This is a genomic window from Paenibacillus sp. FSL H8-0260 (assembly GCF_045040625.1).
Taxonomy (GTDB): Bacteria; Bacillota; Bacilli; order Paenibacillales; family Paenibacillaceae; genus Paenibacillus_AQ; species Paenibacillus_AQ odorifer.
The window spans coordinates 171,199-187,883 of record NZ_CP150298.1; the positions used below are offsets into that span (position 1 = coordinate 171,199).

16 protein-coding genes and 1 tRNA gene are annotated in these 16,685 nt (G+C 45.0%); 15 read left to right on the forward strand and 2 right to left on the reverse strand.

All coding sequences use genetic code 11. The features are described from left to right. The first annotated feature begins 19 nt into the window (after positions 1-19). The 13 genes from MHI51_RS00840 to MHI51_RS00900 all read left to right on the forward strand — a co-directional run bounded on the left by MHI51_RS00840 (position 20) and on the right by MHI51_RS00900 (position 13,237). Entirely contained in the window at positions 20-1,024 is a 1,005-nt protein-coding gene (locus MHI51_RS00840) for a LacI family DNA-binding transcriptional regulator (RefSeq protein WP_076126848.1), read from the forward strand. A 157-nt stretch (positions 1,025-1,181) separates the two neighbouring features. Further along, a complete protein-coding gene (locus MHI51_RS00845; protein WP_076219202.1) occupies positions 1,182-2,651 on the forward strand; it encodes a tagaturonate reductase in 1,470 nt (489 codons plus the stop codon). A 33-nt stretch (positions 2,652-2,684) separates the two neighbouring features. After that, the gene (locus tag MHI51_RS00850) at positions 2,685-4,175 is read left to right on the forward strand and encodes an altronate dehydratase family protein (protein WP_342410881.1); all 1,491 of its coding nucleotides are present in this window, start codon (positions 2,685-2,687) and stop codon (positions 4,173-4,175) included. Positions 4,176-4,382: 207 nt separating this feature from the next. Next, entirely contained in the window at positions 4,383-4,607 is a 225-nt protein-coding gene (locus MHI51_RS00855; RefSeq protein WP_076219201.1) for a DUF1858 domain-containing protein, read from the forward strand. Positions 4,608-4,622: 15 nt separating this feature from the next. Beyond that, complete coding sequence (locus tag MHI51_RS00860; protein WP_076308723.1) at positions 4,623-5,882, forward strand: DUF438 domain-containing protein; 1,260 nt, start codon at positions 4,623-4,625, stop codon at positions 5,880-5,882. Between the two features lie 209 nt (positions 5,883-6,091). Further along, a complete protein-coding gene (locus MHI51_RS00865) occupies positions 6,092-7,042 on the forward strand; it encodes an ROK family glucokinase (protein ID WP_036687097.1) in 951 nt (316 codons plus the stop codon). A 46-nt stretch (positions 7,043-7,088) separates the two neighbouring features. Then, positions 7,089-7,988: an RNase adapter RapZ gene (gene rapZ, locus MHI51_RS00870; protein WP_076126855.1), complete on the forward strand. Its 900-nt coding sequence runs from the start codon at positions 7,089-7,091 to the stop codon at positions 7,986-7,988. A gap of 54 nt (positions 7,989-8,042) precedes the next feature. Further along, entirely contained in the window at positions 8,043-8,990 is a 948-nt protein-coding gene (gene yvcK, locus MHI51_RS00875; RefSeq protein WP_169744815.1) for a YvcK family protein, read from the forward strand. A gap of 45 nt (positions 8,991-9,035) precedes the next feature. Next, the gene (whiA, locus tag MHI51_RS00880) at positions 9,036-9,965 is read left to right on the forward strand and encodes a DNA-binding protein WhiA (RefSeq protein WP_036687104.1); all 930 of its coding nucleotides are present in this window, start codon (positions 9,036-9,038) and stop codon (positions 9,963-9,965) included. A gap of 97 nt (positions 9,966-10,062) precedes the next feature. Then, positions 10,063-10,332 (forward strand): HPr family phosphocarrier protein, encoded by a 270-nt coding sequence (locus MHI51_RS00885; protein WP_036687106.1) that lies wholly within the window; start codon positions 10,063-10,065, stop codon positions 10,330-10,332. Positions 10,333-10,501: 169 nt separating this feature from the next. Further along, positions 10,502-11,257, forward strand: coding sequence for an SIMPL domain-containing protein (locus tag MHI51_RS00890; protein ID WP_076126857.1), 756 nt, complete (start codon positions 10,502-10,504; stop codon positions 11,255-11,257). Between the two features lie 126 nt (positions 11,258-11,383). Then, positions 11,384-12,487: a PdaC/SigV domain-containing protein gene (locus MHI51_RS00895; protein ID WP_405173488.1), complete on the forward strand. Its 1,104-nt coding sequence runs from the start codon at positions 11,384-11,386 to the stop codon at positions 12,485-12,487. Positions 12,488-12,598: 111 nt separating this feature from the next. Beyond that, positions 12,599-13,237 carry a GDSL-type esterase/lipase family protein gene (locus tag MHI51_RS00900; RefSeq protein WP_076186860.1) on the forward strand — a complete coding sequence of 213 codons (639 nt, stop codon included), beginning with the start codon at positions 12,599-12,601 and terminating at the stop codon, positions 13,235-13,237. Between the two features lie 89 nt (positions 13,238-13,326). Here MHI51_RS00900 and clpP read toward each other — a convergent pair whose 3' ends face one another. Both clpP and MHI51_RS00910 read right to left on the reverse strand, forming a co-directional pair. After that, positions 13,327-13,923 (reverse strand): ATP-dependent Clp endopeptidase proteolytic subunit ClpP, encoded by a 597-nt coding sequence (clpP, locus tag MHI51_RS00905; RefSeq protein WP_036687113.1) that lies wholly within the window; start codon positions 13,921-13,923, stop codon positions 13,327-13,329. 193 nt (positions 13,924-14,116) lie between these two features. Next, positions 14,117-14,191, reverse strand: a tRNA-Arg gene (locus MHI51_RS00910). Positions 14,192-14,459: 268 nt separating this feature from the next. Here MHI51_RS00910 and MHI51_RS00915 point away from each other — a divergent pair. Continuing rightward, positions 14,460-15,512 carry a sugar-binding transcriptional regulator gene (locus tag MHI51_RS00915; RefSeq protein WP_076126862.1) on the forward strand — a complete coding sequence of 351 codons (1,053 nt, stop codon included), beginning with the start codon at positions 14,460-14,462 and terminating at the stop codon, positions 15,510-15,512. Between the two features lie 113 nt (positions 15,513-15,625). Further along, the gene (gene gap, locus MHI51_RS00920; protein ID WP_036687120.1) at positions 15,626-16,636 is read left to right on the forward strand and encodes a type I glyceraldehyde-3-phosphate dehydrogenase; all 1,011 of its coding nucleotides are present in this window, start codon (positions 15,626-15,628) and stop codon (positions 16,634-16,636) included. Positions 16,637-16,685: the final 49 nt, after the last annotated feature.

Consider the following 16,685-nt stretch of genomic DNA (forward strand, 5'->3'; position numbering starts at 1 on the left):
TAATAAGGAAGGTTGACCCATGGCACCTACAATCAAGGATATCGCCAAATTGGCGAATGTATCGCATACAACTGTATCGAGAGCACTTAACAATAGTCCACTAATTAAAGAGGTCACACGTAAAAAAATTGCCGAGATCGCTGCGCAAGTGGGTTACGTCCCTAATTACAATGCCAAAAGCCTTGTGATGCAGCGATCCTATACCATTGGTCTGTTCTTCACGAGTATTGCCAACGGCACAACTTCTGGTTTCTTCTCTGATACGATTCGTGGTGTAAATAGGGTCATAGATGTAGAGTACAATCTGTTCATCCGTGGGATCGACGATTATGCGGATTACTCCTCTATTCATCGCAAACGTTTTGATGGAATTATTCTAATGAGCCAGAGTGAAGCAGATAATAAATTCATTTACCATGTTGTCCAGCAAGGCATTCCAATCGTTGTGCTGAACCGGCAAATTGATGACCGTTCCATTATCAACATCATCTCGAACGACCGGGAAGGTGCTTATAATGCAGGCAAATACCTGATCGAAAACGGGCATCAAGACATTGCAATTATTGAAGGTGTCGAGGGCTTTAAATCCACACAGGAACGCAGAGATGGCTTTATAAAAGCTTTGATTGACCATAATATCCCTGTTCGTAATGACTACATGATAAGCGGTAGTTATGATATGCAAAGTGGATATGAGGCGATGGGCAAGCTGCTGGATCTCGAGAAGCCACCGACTGCTGTGTTTTGCTCCAATGATGATATGGCGATCGGGGCTATGAAAGGCGTGTTTGAGCGAGGGCTGCAGGTGCCAAATGATATCTCTGTTGTTGGTTTTGACGACATTGGGTTTTCACTTTTTGCCAATCCTTCACTCACCACGGTCAAACGTCCTATTGAGAAGATTAGTGAGCAAGGCGCTCGCCAGCTGTTAAGCTTGGTCAAGGAACCCTCAGAAAAAGACGGGCGAATCTCGATCGAGACAGAGCTTATTGCCAGAGAATCAGTCAGGAAGTTGCAGAAGTAGAGGCTGCGCATAGCAGCCTAATCCTTTACCTTCGTAAAGGGTTGCTATTTAAAATTTTCACGTGTGCATATATTTAATTAATTAGTAATATAAATATGATTTTATATAGTTTATTTAATAAGTTTATCGTGTGCATTTACTATTAGGAGGCGTTAATATGAAAAGATTAAATAGTGATAATTGGACAGCTTACAAGCAGTATCCTGAGAAGGTTCTACAATTTGGCGAAGGCAATTTCATGCGCGCCTTTGTAGATTGGCAGATTCATACCATGAATCAAAAAACGGATTTCAATGGTGGAGTGGTTGTTGTACAGCCATTGGCTAACGGACTGGCAGAAATGCTGAATGATCAGGATGGGCTGTATACCCTTTATCTGCAAGGCATTAAAGACGGAGCGGCTGTAAAAGAACACGAGGTAATTAATTGTATTACGCGGACGCTTAATCCCTATTCACAGCATGAGGAGTATATGAAGCTGGCTGAGAACCCTGAGCTGCGCTTTATCGTGTCTAATACTACTGAAGCGGGAATTGCTTTTGAAGCTGGCGACAAGTTAACCGATACGCCGCAGAGTAGTTTCCCAGGCAAGCTGACGGCCTTATTGTACAAACGTTATCAAACTTTTAATGGGGAGGCTTCTAAAGGTTTTATCATCATTCCATGCGAGCTGATTGACCGGAATGGTGATGAGCTCAAAAAGGTTATTTTGAAATATGCTGAGCTGTGGAATCTTGGAGAAGGTTTTGTGAACTGGTTGAATGAAGCTAATACCTTCTGCTGCAGTCTGGTGGACCGCATTGTTCCCGGTTATCCAAGAGACAGCATTGCCGAGATTACAGAAGAGCTGGGTTATGAGGATAAGCTGGTCGTTGTCGGCGAGCAATTCCATCTTTGGGTGATTGAAGGGCCACAGTGGATTAAAAAGGAGTTCCCGGCTGAACTAGCAGGTCTTAATGTGCTGGTGGTGGATGATATGGCCCCTTATCGGACTCGTAAAGTGAGGATTTTAAACGGAGCTCATACAGCTATGACACCCGTAGCGTATTTGTACGGTATTGATACGGTTGCTGAGGCCATTGAGCACGAAGAGGTTGGAGCGTACGTGAAGTCCTTAATCTATGATGAGATTATTCCAACGCTGGATCTGCCGGCAGAGGAATTGAATTCTTTTGCAGACGCGGTATTAGAAAGATTCCTGAACCCTTATGTGCAGCATTACTTGATGAGCATTTCCCTTAATTCTATATCGAAGTTTAAGACAAGAGATCTGCCTTCTTTACTGCAATATGTAGAGGCCAAAGGACAATTGCCTGAAAAGCTTGTCTTCTCATTGAGCGCATTAATTGCCTTCTATAGAGGACGCAGAGGGGAAGAAAACATTCAACTGGCTGATGATACGGATATTTTGGAATGGTTCGCCTCCTTATGGGGAGGATGGGATGGCACAGACACCGGGCTGCGCGCACTGGCCGTCGAAGTACTTGCCGCAACCAATCGCTGGGGCTGTGATCTGAATGAAGTGGCTGGACTTACTGACAAGGTGACAGAAGGACTGATTGCGATTGAGAAAAATGGCATGAAGCAAGCCTTAAAAGCGTTCGTGAAGAGACCGGCACACAACTAATACCCTGGAGGTGACAAATATATGATCAAGACGATGAAAGAAGTATTGCAGATTAATGAGGCTGATAATGTCGCTGTTGCACTTAAAGACTATAAAGCAGGCGACACCATTGTGATTGGTTCAAAAGAGATTAAAATTACTGAAGATATCGCTAGAGGCCATAAAATTGCACTATCCAGCATTAGCGAAGGTGAAAACGTATTGAAATATGGTTACCCCATTGGTCATGCTATAGCGTCTATCGCGCCGGGGCAGTGGGTGCATACCCATAACACTAAGACAAACCTAACAGGGGTAGAGGAATATACCTTTGAGCAGAAGCTGACGCCGAATCCTTTTGCAGCGGAGAATTTGACCTTTAAGGGGTATCGCCGCTTTGATGGATCTGTAGGTATCCGCAATGAGCTGTGGATCGTCCCTACTGTTGGTTGTGTGAATGGAGTGGCGGAGCAGATCATCAATATTTTCAAAGCAGAGGTTGGAGATATCGCACCTTTCGATAACGTGCTCGTGCTTAAGCATAACTACGGTTGCTCCCAGCTGGGCGATGATCATGACAATACACGTACGATTCTGGCTAACGCGGTTAAACACCCGAATGCGGGCGGCGTGCTTGTGCTCGGATTGGGCTGTGAGAATAACAATTTGCATATTTTTAAAGACATGCTGGGCAGCTATGATGTGGATCGTGTGCGTTTCCTTGTCTCCCAGGAGGTTGGGAATGAGATTGAAGAAGGCGTGAAGCTGCTGAAGGAAATCTACAATAATGTACAAGGTGATCAACGGGAAGAGGTATCACTCTCCGAGCTGAAGATCGGTCTGAAATGTGGAGGCTCCGACGGGTTATCCGGTATTACTGCGAATCCGCTCCTTGGACGTCTGTCTGATTATATGGCTGCTCAAGGCGGGACCACTGTACTGACAGAAGTGCCTGAAATGTTTGGTGCCGAAAAAATTCTAATGGAACGTGCTGCGGACGAAACTATTTTCAACAAAATTGTCGATCTCATTAATGACTTTAAGCAGTATTTTATGGACTATAAACAGCCGGTATATGAAAATCCTTCTCCAGGGAATAAAGCCGGAGGAATTACTACGCTTGAGGATAAATCATTGGGTTGTACTCAAAAATCGGGGAACGCTACAGTTATGGATGTCCTCAAGTACGGGGAGCTTATCACTAATAAAGGCTTAAATCTCCTTAACGCACCTGGCAATGATCTTGTGGCTTCCTCTGCACTGGCTGCTGCTGGCTGCCAATTGGTGATCTTTACGACCGGGCGGGGAACACCATTTGGTACATTCGTGCCTACGATGAAGGTATCTACCAATACCCCATTGTATGAAGGCAAACGTCATTGGATCGATTTTAATGCAGGTGTGTTGGTGGAAGATGGTTCTCCAGATGAGGTCCTGCGCAGCTTCATAAACTATATTATTGCGGTGGCCAGCGGTGAATGGGTTAATAATGAAAAGAATAATTTCCGTGAGATCTCCATATTCAAAACAGGAGTAACGCTATAATAAATCATTAATTAATGACAAATCAGGCTGTCTCTTATGCTTTTTAAGCGTAGGGGGCAGTTTTTTTAGGTTCACAGGAGACATAATCCGTCTTAAAAAGAACGATAATTGCATTCTTTTGAATTAGTGATTGCAATCACAATGGTCCTGTACGGCCTGTGCTAATCTTTTATTGAGAATAGTTCTCACATGAAGGAGAAGAGTCAGATGGAAAAAGTGCTGAGTTTGGATGAATCTATATTCGAGATGGTATCACGGCATCCGGAGGTCATCGAGATTATGGTAGAGCTGGGCTTTAAGGATATTGCCAAGCCTGGCATGCTGCAGACCGCTGGCCGTTTCATGACCTTATCCAAAGGAATTAAGCTGAAGAAAATGGAACTCGAGCACGTGAAGCTAACTTTTGAACGTCATGGTTTCGGGATTATTTAATAAAGGAGTGTTAATATGAGCGAACTGATTAACAACCGTGAAGTTGATGTGCCTGAACAGACTCGTCGCCAGGCTATGCTTAAGGAGATTATTAAAGAGCTGCATGCAGGGAAAAGTGTAGAAGAGGTTAAGGCGCGGTTCGCCGAAGCTGTGGGTGATGTTACCGTAGCGGAGATTTCCGCGATGGAGCATTCATTAATGACCGAAGAAGGAATTCCGGTATCCGAGGTCCAACGTCTTTGTTCGGTGCATACAGCCATTTTTAAAGGCTCTATTGAGCAAATTCACCGCTCGTCCCAGCCCGAGGAGCAGCCAGGCCATCCAGTACACACCTTCAAATTGGAGAATCGTGAGATCGAAAAACTTGTTAACTTCCGCATGGATCTGCACGCAACAAAGTTTCAAAAGAATGATAGTGAGGAACTGATCTTCAAATTGTTGGAGGATCTTAGCTTGCTGCTGGATCTTGATAAACACTATAGCCGAAAAGAAAATCTGCTGTTCCCATACCTCGAAAAATACGGCATTTATGGCCCAACCAAGGTAATGTGGGGAGTGGATGATAATATCCGCCGTATGATTAAAGAGGCAAAAGCTGCGCTCAGCACTTATAGCGGAAACGCAACAGAAATAGGCATTCAGCTTGAGGAGATCATCAAGGAAGTTAATGAAATGATCTTTAAGGAAGAAAATATTCTATTGCCCATGGCCCTGGACAAACTGACGGAAGATGAATGGGTCAAAATCGCCCGGGAGAGTGATGAGATCGGGTTCTGCCTAACCGCACCGGAGCAGGAGTGGATCCCTGAGCGGGCCGCTGAGCCGGACGGCGCAGTGCTGGAAGAAACAGAAGGAGCTACGCCGCAAGGCGGGTTTATCCGTTTTGAGACAGGGTTGTTGTCACTGCATCAGCTGGAGACCGTACTCAACCATCTTCCTGTAGATCTAACCTTCATTGATGAGAATGATGTTGTCCGATATTTTTCACACGGGAAGGAACGTATCTTTGCCCGAACTAAAGCGGTTATCGGCCGTACAGTACAGAACTGTCATCCCCCGCAAAGTGTTCATGTGGTAGAGAAGCTTTTGGAAGACTTTAAGGCAGGCCGTAAGGATGCTGAGGACTTCTGGATCAATATCAAGGATAAGTTTATCTACATCCGTTACTTCGCTGTACGAGACGAGTCAGGCCAATATATGGGCACGCTAGAGTTCACACAGAATATCGCTCCAATCCGAGCATTAGAGGGCCAAAAGCGCATTTTATCAGAATAAATCGGTGCGTTGGGTTATTTTCCAGATAATAATATAGGTACAAGACTCTCTTACTTAGGCGTAAGGGGGTCTTTTTAGAATATAATAGAGTATACTCTTAAAATAAGGAATTCCCGGGTGTGTTGTCTTTCCTTGACCACAGAGAGGGCTTCTATTATAGTTGGTACTTAGGATTAACTATTTTAGTATAAAAAAAGGTGGCTTGTTACATGTCTGAGAATATCTACGTTGGCGTGGATTTGGGTGGAACTGCAATTAAGGTTGGAATCTGTAATGCTGAAGGTACCCTGCTACATACTTATGAGGGACCTACAGGAACTGCAGAGGGTGTCGATACTGTTATCGATAATATCGAGAAGTATGTACGCCAAATTGTGGAGGATTCCCCGTACTCTTGGGATCAGCTTGCAGGTGTAGGAGCGGGTGTAGCCGGGTTCACAAATATTCGTGAAGGAATCATCATCCTTGCGCCTAACATAGGATTTAGAGATGTGCCGATCCGTTCCATTTTGGAAGATCGTTGGAACAAGCCTGTCAAAATAGACAATGATGCGAATGTGGCTGCACTGGGCGAAGCTTGGAGTGGTGCGGGACGTGGCGTTGATAACTGTGTCTGCTATACGCTTGGAACAGGTGTCGGTGGCGGAATTATTATTAATGGAAAGATTTATCAAGGCTTTGCGGGATTAGCTGGTGAGCTTGGTCATATCACAGTAGTGCCGGATCTGGAAGCTATTCAATGCGGCTGTGGCAACATGGGCTGTCTGGAAACCGTTTCCTCCGCCACAGGTATTATCCGCATGGCTAATGATGCAGTAGCTCGTGGCGATCGTACTTCCCTCTCTATGGTAGAGAAGATTGCTGCGAAAGAAGTCTTTGATGCGGCTAAGGCTGGCGATGAAGTAGCTATCCGTATAGTGAATCGTGCAGCGTACTATCTGGGTAAATCCATGGCTTCTGTTGCGGCTGTGCTTAACCCTGAAGTATTTATCGTTGGCGGCGGTGTGTCTAAGGCTGGAGATATTCTATTTGATGAGGTTCGTCGTGTGTTTGCGAAATTGACACCGGCTCCGCTTCAAACTGGTGTTTCGATTATTCCAGCTGAGCTTGGTAATGACGCAGGTATTGTTGGGGCTGCCGGCCTTTTGCTGCGTTCTTAAAAGACGGGAAGTATTCATATACTAAATCTAGGGAGGGGACGCTTTTATGACCGAATTGGACAATACCCCAACGGCTGGAGCCACCCTGATTATTATTACGGGAATGTCAGGTGCGGGGAAGACAATTGCTGTACAGAGTCTGGAAGACCTAGGGTTCTTCTGTGTCGATAATTTACCACCGGTGCTGATTCCCAAGTTCGCAGAGCTAATTGAACAGTCGAAGGGTAAGATTGCCAAGGTAGCCCTTGTAATTGACCTGCGTGGTCGAGAATTCTTCACTGCTTTGTCTGAGTCTCTTGCCTATATCAAGGATGAGTCAACCATTGGCTGTGAGATCTTGTTTTTGGATGCTACAGATTCAGTACTTGTTCAGCGTTACAAGGAAAGTCGACGTCATCATCCATTAGCACCTAAGGGGCTGCCGCTTGATGGTATCAAGCTAGAACGTAAAATGCTTGAAGAATTGAAAAATTCAGCTACGTTATGTTTAGATACCAGCAGTATGAAGCCCGTGCAGCTTAAGGAGAAGATCGTTTCACGGTTTTCGCATCTAGGAAAAAGTACGCTTTCCGTCAATATTACATCCTTCGGATTTAAGTACGGTATCCCTATTGATGCAGATCTTGTCTTTGATGTCCGCTTCTTGCCTAACCCACATTATGTGGACCATCTGCGGCCTAAAACCGGCCAGGACAGTGAAGTCTACGATTATGTAATGAAGTGGCCTGAAACACAGGTGTTCCTGACCAAACTGCTCGATATGCTTCATTTTCTAATTCCGCAATATCGCAAGGAAGGTAAGTCCCAGATTATCATTGGCATTGGCTGTACGGGAGGTAAACACCGTTCCGTAGCCATATCTGAGTATTTGGGTAAAATGCTGGGCGTTAGCGAGACGGAATCCGTAACCGTTAGTCATCGGGATTCCGAGCGTGATCGGCACTAGAGAGAAGGGGTCATAGTGGCTGAAGAACAAAGACAGCGTCCACGTATCGTCGTTATGGGCGGTGGCACGGGGTTATCTGTTATGCTTCGTGGTTTAAAAGAGAAGCCATTAGATATTACTGCTATTGTTACCGTTGCCGATGATGGGGGAAGCTCAGGTATTTTGCGCAGTGAACTGCAAATGCCTCCTCCTGGGGACATCCGCAACGTATTGACAGCTATGGCTGATGTTGAGCCGCTCATGGCAGAGATTATGAGATACCGTTTCAACACGGGTGAGGGACTAGCTGGTCATAGTCTCGGCAACTTGATTCTTGCTGCGCTCACGGATATATCCGGCGATTTCGTTACAGCTGTACGGGAGCTCAGTCGATTATTCGCTGTTCGCGGCCGGGTATTGCCTGCGGCCGGTGAGGCTGTAATCCTGCATGCAGAAATGTCGGACGGCACGATTATCACGGGGGAGTCCAAAATCCCTGAAGCTGGCGGGATCATCAGACGAGTGTCCTTGGAGCCGCCAGATGTAGAACCGTTGCCCGAAGCGCTTGAGGCGATTCGGAATGCAGATGCGATCCTGCTGGGTCCTGGCAGTCTGTATACGAGCATTCTTCCCAACCTGCTTGTTCCGAAACTGGCAGAAGCGGTTGTATCTTCGAATGCTATCAAAATTTTCGTCTGCAACGTAATGACTCAGCCGGGTGAAACGGATAACTATACCGTCAGCGATCATCTTCAAGCTGTATATGATCATATCGGGATCGATTTATTCGATTATGTTATTGTTAATGACGGTGAGATTCCGGAACAGGTCCAGACGAAGTACGCCGAGAAGGGCGCGCGCCCGGTGCAGCTTGATAAAGAAGCGCTGGATGGCAATGGATACAAGGTTATAGCCGATAAACTGGTTTTATTCCGAACTTATTTGAGACATGATACCGATAAGCTTAGCCATCACATTTATCAGCTTGTGCAGGATTGGATAAACAGAAACCCTAGGGTATAACTTATAGATGAGAACGAAGTACTTATCAAGAAAGAGGTGAGACCCTTGTCTTTTGCGGCCCTTACCAAAAAAGAGCTGACGATGGTGGAGAGTGAACCCTGCTGCGAGAAGGCGGAAATGTCAGCGCTTATCCGTATGAATGGATCTGTGCAGCTTTCAAGCAAAAAGGTTATTCTCGACATTTCGACGGAGAACGCCGCGATTGCAAGGCGGGTATATTCTTTACTTAAGAAATATTACCAGGTCCATATTGAGCTACTCGTGCGTAAAAAAATGCGTTTGAAGAAAAATAACGTCTATATCGTCAGAATCCCAAACCGTGTACAAGAGATCCTAAAGGATCTTAGAATTGTGTCGGAAGGATTTATTTTTACCGATGGTATTGATGATGAGATTGTTGGGAATAACTGCTGCAAGCGTGCTTATTTGCGCGGTGCCTTTCTGGCTGGCGGATCGGTTAATAATCCGGAAGGCTCCTCCTACCATTTGGAGATTTCCTCGATGTATGAGGAACATTGTAAAGCATTAGTGGATCTGGCTGGGGAATTCCACCTAAACGCACGCTGTATTGAACGTAAAAAAGGGTTCATTCTTTACATTAAAGAAGGCGAGAAGATTATTGAATTCTTAAGTTTGATTGGAGCGCATCAGGCGCTGTTCAAATTTGAGGATGTAAGAATTATGCGCGATATGCGTAATTCCGTGAATCGGATCGTGAACTGCGAGACCGCAAATCTCAACAAAACTATAAGTGCTGCGGTGCGGCAGATTGAAAATATCAAGCTGTTGCAGCGAGAAATGGGACTGGAGAATTTGCCGGATAAACTGCGTGAAGTAGCAGAAATTCGAATGGCGCATCCAGATATCAACCTCAAGGAGGTTGGTGAAATGCTCAAAGGTACAGTCAGTAAGTCGGGAGTAAATCATCGGCTTCGTAAGATTGATGAGCTGGCGGACAAGGTTCGAGGCGGCTAATTACTTTTTTTCTAGTGTGGTTTACGTTATAATGATATAATAATATAAAATTAATGTGAAACTTTTGGGGAGAACTCAATTAGGGGGTAAGCGTTTCATGACAAAGCACCCGGTAGTTGTTCGGTTGAAGACAGGGCTTCATGCCCGACCGGCAGCATTGTTTGTGCAAGAAGCTAACAAGTTTTCGTCGGAGATTTTCGTGGAAAAAGATGATAAAAAAGTAAATGCTAAAAGTATTATGGGGATTATGAGCCTCGCTATCAGTTCCGGCACGGAGATTTACATTAGCGCGGACGGTGCGGATGCCGATCAAGCTGTAAACGCTTTGACAAGTCTGGTCAGCAAAGAAGAGCTTGAGAACCAATAATAGGAAGACAACATCGTTTCTGCTAGGAAGACTTTATTTATCGCATGACCAAAAGCCCTTCGGGGCTTTTTTTAATACCAAAAAATAGATGGAGAACGTGCAACATTTACCAAAATGACTCGTCTAGAGGATAATAACAAATCACAAGAAATGAAAGGGGCTGGCAAATATGAAAGGTTTATTGAAGAAAATTGGTTCAGTGATGATCGTAGGGAGTTTGTTAATTGGAGGGATCAGCATGAGTGGTGTTTTCCAAGGTCCTGCAAAGGCTTACGCAGATGAAGTGCAGAAAAATGTCGTTAGTGTAGTAGGTAAAGGCGAATTGTCCCTCAAGCCGGATATCGTATACTTGTCCATCGGTGTGGATACTACGGCCACAACTGCGCAAGAAGCGCAGAAGACCAATGCCGCTAAAATTCAGAAGATTATGACTTTACTGAAGAATACTTGGAAAATTGCAGATAAAGATATTCAAAGCACGCAGTTTTATGTGCAACCCAATTATAGTTACAGCGAAAAAGAAGGACAGCAAGTGAAGGGGTACAACGCCAATCATACGCTGTTAGTGTCTTATAGAGATCTGACCAAGGTTGGTGAATTGCTGGACGCTGCATCTGCGGCAGGGGCGAATAATATCGGAAATGCACGTTTTTCTGTGGAAGATACTTCTGCATTTGAAGCTCAGGTGATTGAAAAAGCGATGGCGAATGCAGATGTTAAAGCAGGGGCTATTGCTAAGGCAGCTAAACGCAGCTTGGGTCAAGTGATCACGGTCAGCCAAAATGATGGCGATATCACTCCGGTTTATTTTGAACAGAATCTAAAAATGAATATGGCTGCAGCAGATGCTGGTGCAAGCACATCCGTGCAACCCGGAGTAGTTAAAGTTACAACTCAGCTGAGCGTAATGTATGAATTGAAATAGTATCAGAACAAGGTGAATGCAGAGAGGAGAGGTGATCTTCCACTAGTAATAGTGGGGGGCGCCTCTTTTTTTGTGTAAGTTCTCTACGATTCTGTTTAATAAATTGGAAAGGAGAGGAAAAATAAGATGATGAATATTATTTCAAAAGAATCAGCGCGCAAATGGGGCATAGGTCTGATGTCAGCAGGTTTATTGTTTGGTGGAGGTCTGCTGCCCAGCGAAACGGGTTATGCAGCAGCTAGTAAAACGGAGAATAAAACTATTGAATCGCGTATCGTTTTAAAGGCAAACGGGATAAATTCGTTGCAGGAAGGTATTTTGAAGGAAGGACAGGCCTGGATTCCCCTAACTTTTATGCGAGGTGTGTTGGGATTACCGCTTGTGTATGATAAGAAGGAAAATGCGTACATGATTGGAAAAGGATCGGCCAAGGCCAAGTTGATGTTATCCAGCTACGGTACTTCTGTGTGGGTGAACAACTATTTCATTCGAGAGTATGAAGGGAAGTTAATTAATAATCGCCTCTATGTTCCATCAGGATTGTTAAATGATTATATGGGTTATAAGGTAGATTGGAGTCGGGCCGCCAGTAGGCTGAATGTGCTGAACAGACCGCAGAACGCGCTGACGGTAACCACGGAAACTTATGCTAAAGATCGGGCAGAAGCTTTTATTCAGCTTGATTATCCGAAGATCAGTGGATTGGGCAACTCCAGTGCGCAACAAGCTATTAATAATACTTTGAAGGAAAGTGTTATGAAATTCGCGGCGGGTGCAGAACAGGATATCTCCGATCGAGATGGAGCAGAGCCCAAATACACCTATGATTCAGGTTATGTAGTGACCTACAATCAGAATGGTGTGATCAGCATAGTGATGCATCAGTATAGTGATACGGGCGGCGCCCATGGAATGACTAACCGTGAAGCCTTCACCTTCTCGCTTAAGGATGGTAAACGTCTACTGTTGGGCGACCTGTTTGGAGCTAATCCAAACTACAAAAAACAGCTGAATGCAAAGCTGAGCAAGCTGCTGAAGGCAGAGGATAGTTATTTGGGAGGATTCAACGGATTGAATACGGAGAAATATTTCTATCTGAAGGACGACAAGGTTGTTCTGTTCTTCCAATTATATGAGTACACAGCGTATGCTGCAGGCTTCCCTGAGTATACTTTTAGTTTCAAAGAGCTTTTGCCGGATGGCAATAGCCCGTTTGCTGGCATGAAATAAATGGCAATGTTTCGTCTCCGCTAATGTCGGCACAAGACATCTCCCCCTTACCAGAGTTGTCTCTTGTTCATATGCTAAAGGGAGTAACTAGTTTATGAACGGGGGAGAGCTATGGGCTACCAATATACTGCAATTGGCGATTCCTTGACGACTGGATTTGGTGCTCTGCCAGGTAACGGTTTTGTACCGGTGTACCGTAGAATGGCAGAAGGGAGACTGCGGACTACTGTAGCCTCTACGAATTTAGGCGTGAACGGAATGACTACTTCAGAGCTGGAGCAGCGGCTGCGCGGAAATTCCATGATGCGTGAGGCCGTTCGAGTAGCCGATATCATCACTGTGTCTATCGGTGGTAATGATTTGATTCACGCGGCCAAATCAGCAGCAAGACAGCAAGGCAACTTATCCGCAGAACTGCGCAGATCGCTTCAGGAATGCAAACAAAATTTCTCTGCAATTATGAATATCCTTATACAATTGAAGGCGAGGACGCGTAGACCTTTTATCATTAGAATTGTGGGATTATATAACCCCTATCCTCAGGTGGTTGGTGCGACAGAGTGGGTCAGGCAGTTTAATCAATACGCAGCACAGTACAGCAGCCGAGTATGTGGATTTGCTTCGATTTACAGTGAGTTCGCAGGAAATGAGAGAGGGCTGTTATCCATTGATCATTTGCATCCGAATGGCCGGGGTTATCGCGTAATTGCCGAGAAGCTGGATGCGCTAGGTTATGGCGGGCTGGCTTAATTGGATTTAGGTCTTCTATAAAATATAAAGAGGCTGTGCTCTAACCATAACGGATAGAGCACAGCCTCTTTATATTTTTACTTTATAGCTTACACACCGCTAGGCAATGTCTTCTCGATTACTTTATCTACGATACCGTATTCAGCCGCGTCTGCAGCAGTCATGAAGTAGTCGCGATCTGTATCCTTCTCAATACGTTCTAGAGGTTGACCCGTACGTTCTGCTAGAATACGGTTCAGCTTATCGCGCAATTTGAGGATGCGGCGGGCACGGATTTCAATGTCCGTTGCTTGACCTTGAGCACCACCCAGAGGCTGGTGGATCATAATCTCGCTGTTAGGCAGTGCGAAGCGTTTGCCTTTGGCGCCAGCGTTTAGCAGGAAAGCTCCCATAGAAGCTGCCATACCCACACAAATGGTGGAAACGTCTGGTTTAATGTACTGCATTGTATCAAAAATAGCCATACCTGCAGTAATGGAACCGCCTGGGCTATTCACGTAGAGGTGAATGTCCTTGTCAGGATCTTCGGCAGCTAAGAACAGCATTTGTGCGATGATAGAATTGGCTACCACGTCATTAACCTCCGTTCCAAGGAAAATGATGCGGTCCTTCAGCAGGCGGGAATAGATGTCATAAGCGCGCTCGCCGCGGTTGCTCTGTTCTACTACCATAGGAATATAACTCACGTGGAAAACCTCCTTGATATTGGTTCTTTAAATGTATTCATTTTTACTCTTGCCGTATTACCCACATGATAAACAAATTCAAACAAAAAGTCAAAGAAAGTCAAACTTATATTCAAAAAAAAGAGCCGACAAGCGGCTCTTTGGTTAAGTAGTAGTATAGGCACTACTAAATTATGTGCAAAAATGAAATTAATGGCGCGCCCGCCAAGAATCGAACTTGGATCTCAGGCTTCGGAGGCCTACGTCATATCCATTGGACCACGGGCGCAACAAAAATGATTATAATACAATTTTTACACAATTGCAATGTAATATTAATACTGGACAAGCGCTCTAGGGACAGGCATCTGGCGCTATATCTTTTTCTGACCTTATTAATGTATAAGAAGACAAGCGCTTGAGAATTCTACTCTCGGAAGACTTGCGCTTCGAGCAATATTTGGTTAGAATATGGGTGGGACTTAAAAAGTTTACCCGGGACGTTTTGAGACCATGAACAAGGGAATAGAGGAAGACGAAGTTGCAGGAGTGAAAGTATGCGTAATTTATTAGATATCCAAAAGCAGCTTCTGCCTGATCTCATGGAAACCCTTAAGAGACGGTACACGATTCTTCATCAGATCATGCTGTCCGATATTATTGGGCGCAGAACGCTAGCCGCTTCGCTAGATATGACTGAGCGGGTACTGCGTGCCGAGACGGATCTTCTGAAATCGCAAGGGCTTATTGAGATCGAGAGTGTTGGCATGCGCATTAGCGCTGCTGGACGTAGACTGCTTGATTTGCTAGAGCCGGTTGTTAAGAGCCTATTTGGTCTGGATGAGCTGGAAGAGAAAATTCGAGCAACGTATGGTCTGGATAAAGTTATTGTAGTACCGGGTGATTGTGAGTCATCGCCGTTCACCAAACGAGAGCTTGGCCGAGCGGGTGCGAAAGCGCTGCTGAGTATACTTCGCGCAGATGATACAGTTGCCGTCACAGGTGGATCGACGCTTGCCGATATGGCTGATCAACTGGCACCGCCGTTGTCCCTTTCCTATAAGAACGCTTGGTTTGTTCCGGCGCGTGGAGGATTAGGAGAGAGTATGGAGATTCAAGCCAACACGATTGCCTCAACCATGGCAAAGCGGGTTGGAGCCAACTACCGGTTGTTGCATGTCCCTGATTTGCTTAGCGGGGATGCATACCAATCGCTGGCACTTGACTCTAATATTGGAGAGATTGTACAAACCATCCGTAGTTCGCGTATTATTGTACATGGGATTGGGGATGCCATTGAAATGACCCGCCGCCGCAAACTGGACGAGGCTACAGTCTCGGAAATCCAGGGTGAAGGGGCAGTGGCCGAATCTTTTGGCTATTATTTCAATGAAGAGGGTCAGGTTGTCCATACCATGCTTACGATGGGTCTACGTCTAGAAGATATTATTCGGACAGAGAAAGTCATCGGTATTGCAGGAGGCAAACCCAAGGCCAAAGCCATTCATGCCATGCTGCGTTTCGGGCAGGAGAATATTCTCGTCACGGACGAGGCTGCTGCAGTAGAAATAGGCAAGGAAATTGACAATCAACTACAGCTATCTTCGTAGTTTTTAGATTGCAGGCAATAACATACTTCTTGCATCATACTTAACATTGTTGTCATGACAGACCTCACCGTCTGTTTTGAATAAATAAAACGAATTCTAGGAGGAACTATTCAATGAGTGTAAAAGTTGGAATTAACGGTTTTGGACGTATTGGACGCCTTGCTTTCCGCCGTATTCAAAATGTAGAAGGTATCGAAGTGGTAGCAATCAACGACTTGACTGACGCTAAGATGCTTGCTCATTTGCTTAAATATGATACAACTCAAGGTAAATTCCAAGGTGATGTTGAAGTGCATGATGGCTTCTTCAAAGTCAATGGTAAAGAAGTTAAGGTTCTTGCTAACCGCAACCCTGAAGAATTGCCATGGGGCGACCTAGGCGTTGATATCGTACTTGAGTGCACAGGTTTCTTCACAACTAAAGAAGCAGCTGAAAAACACTTGAAAGGTGGAGCTAAGAAAGTAGTTATCTCCGCTCCAGCTACTGGCGACATGAAAACTGTCGTTTACAACGTTAACGATGACATTCTTGATGGTACTGAGACTGTTATTTCCGGCGCATCTTGCACAACTAACTGCCTAGCTCCAATGGCAAAAGTACTGAACGACAAGTTCGGTATCGTTGAAGGCTTGATGACTACAATTCATGCTTACACTGGCGACCAAAACACTTTGGATGCTCCACATGCTAAAGGTGACTTCAGACGCGCTCGTGCAGCAGCTGAGAACATCATTCCTAACACTACTGGTGCTGCTAAAGCAATCGGTCTGGTTATTCCAGAACTTAAAGGTAAATTGGATGGTGCAGCTCAACGTGTTCCAGTTGCAACTGGTTCCCTGACTGAACTTGTAACTGTTCTTGATAAGAGCGTTACTGTTGAAGAAATCAACGCAGCAATGAAAGCAGCTTCCGATCCAGACACTTATGGTTACACTGAAGATGAAATCGTATCTTCCGACATCAAAGGTATGACTTTCGGATCCCTGTTCGATGCTACACAAACTAAAGTATTGACTGTTGGCGACAAACAACTGGTTAAAACTGTTGCTTGGTATGACAATGAAATGTCCTACACTGCACAATTGGTTCGTACTTTGGAGAAATTCGCTAAAATCGCTAAGTAATTGACTTGATATAAGCAACATCTATAGAGCGGAAACAGAAATTCCTTGT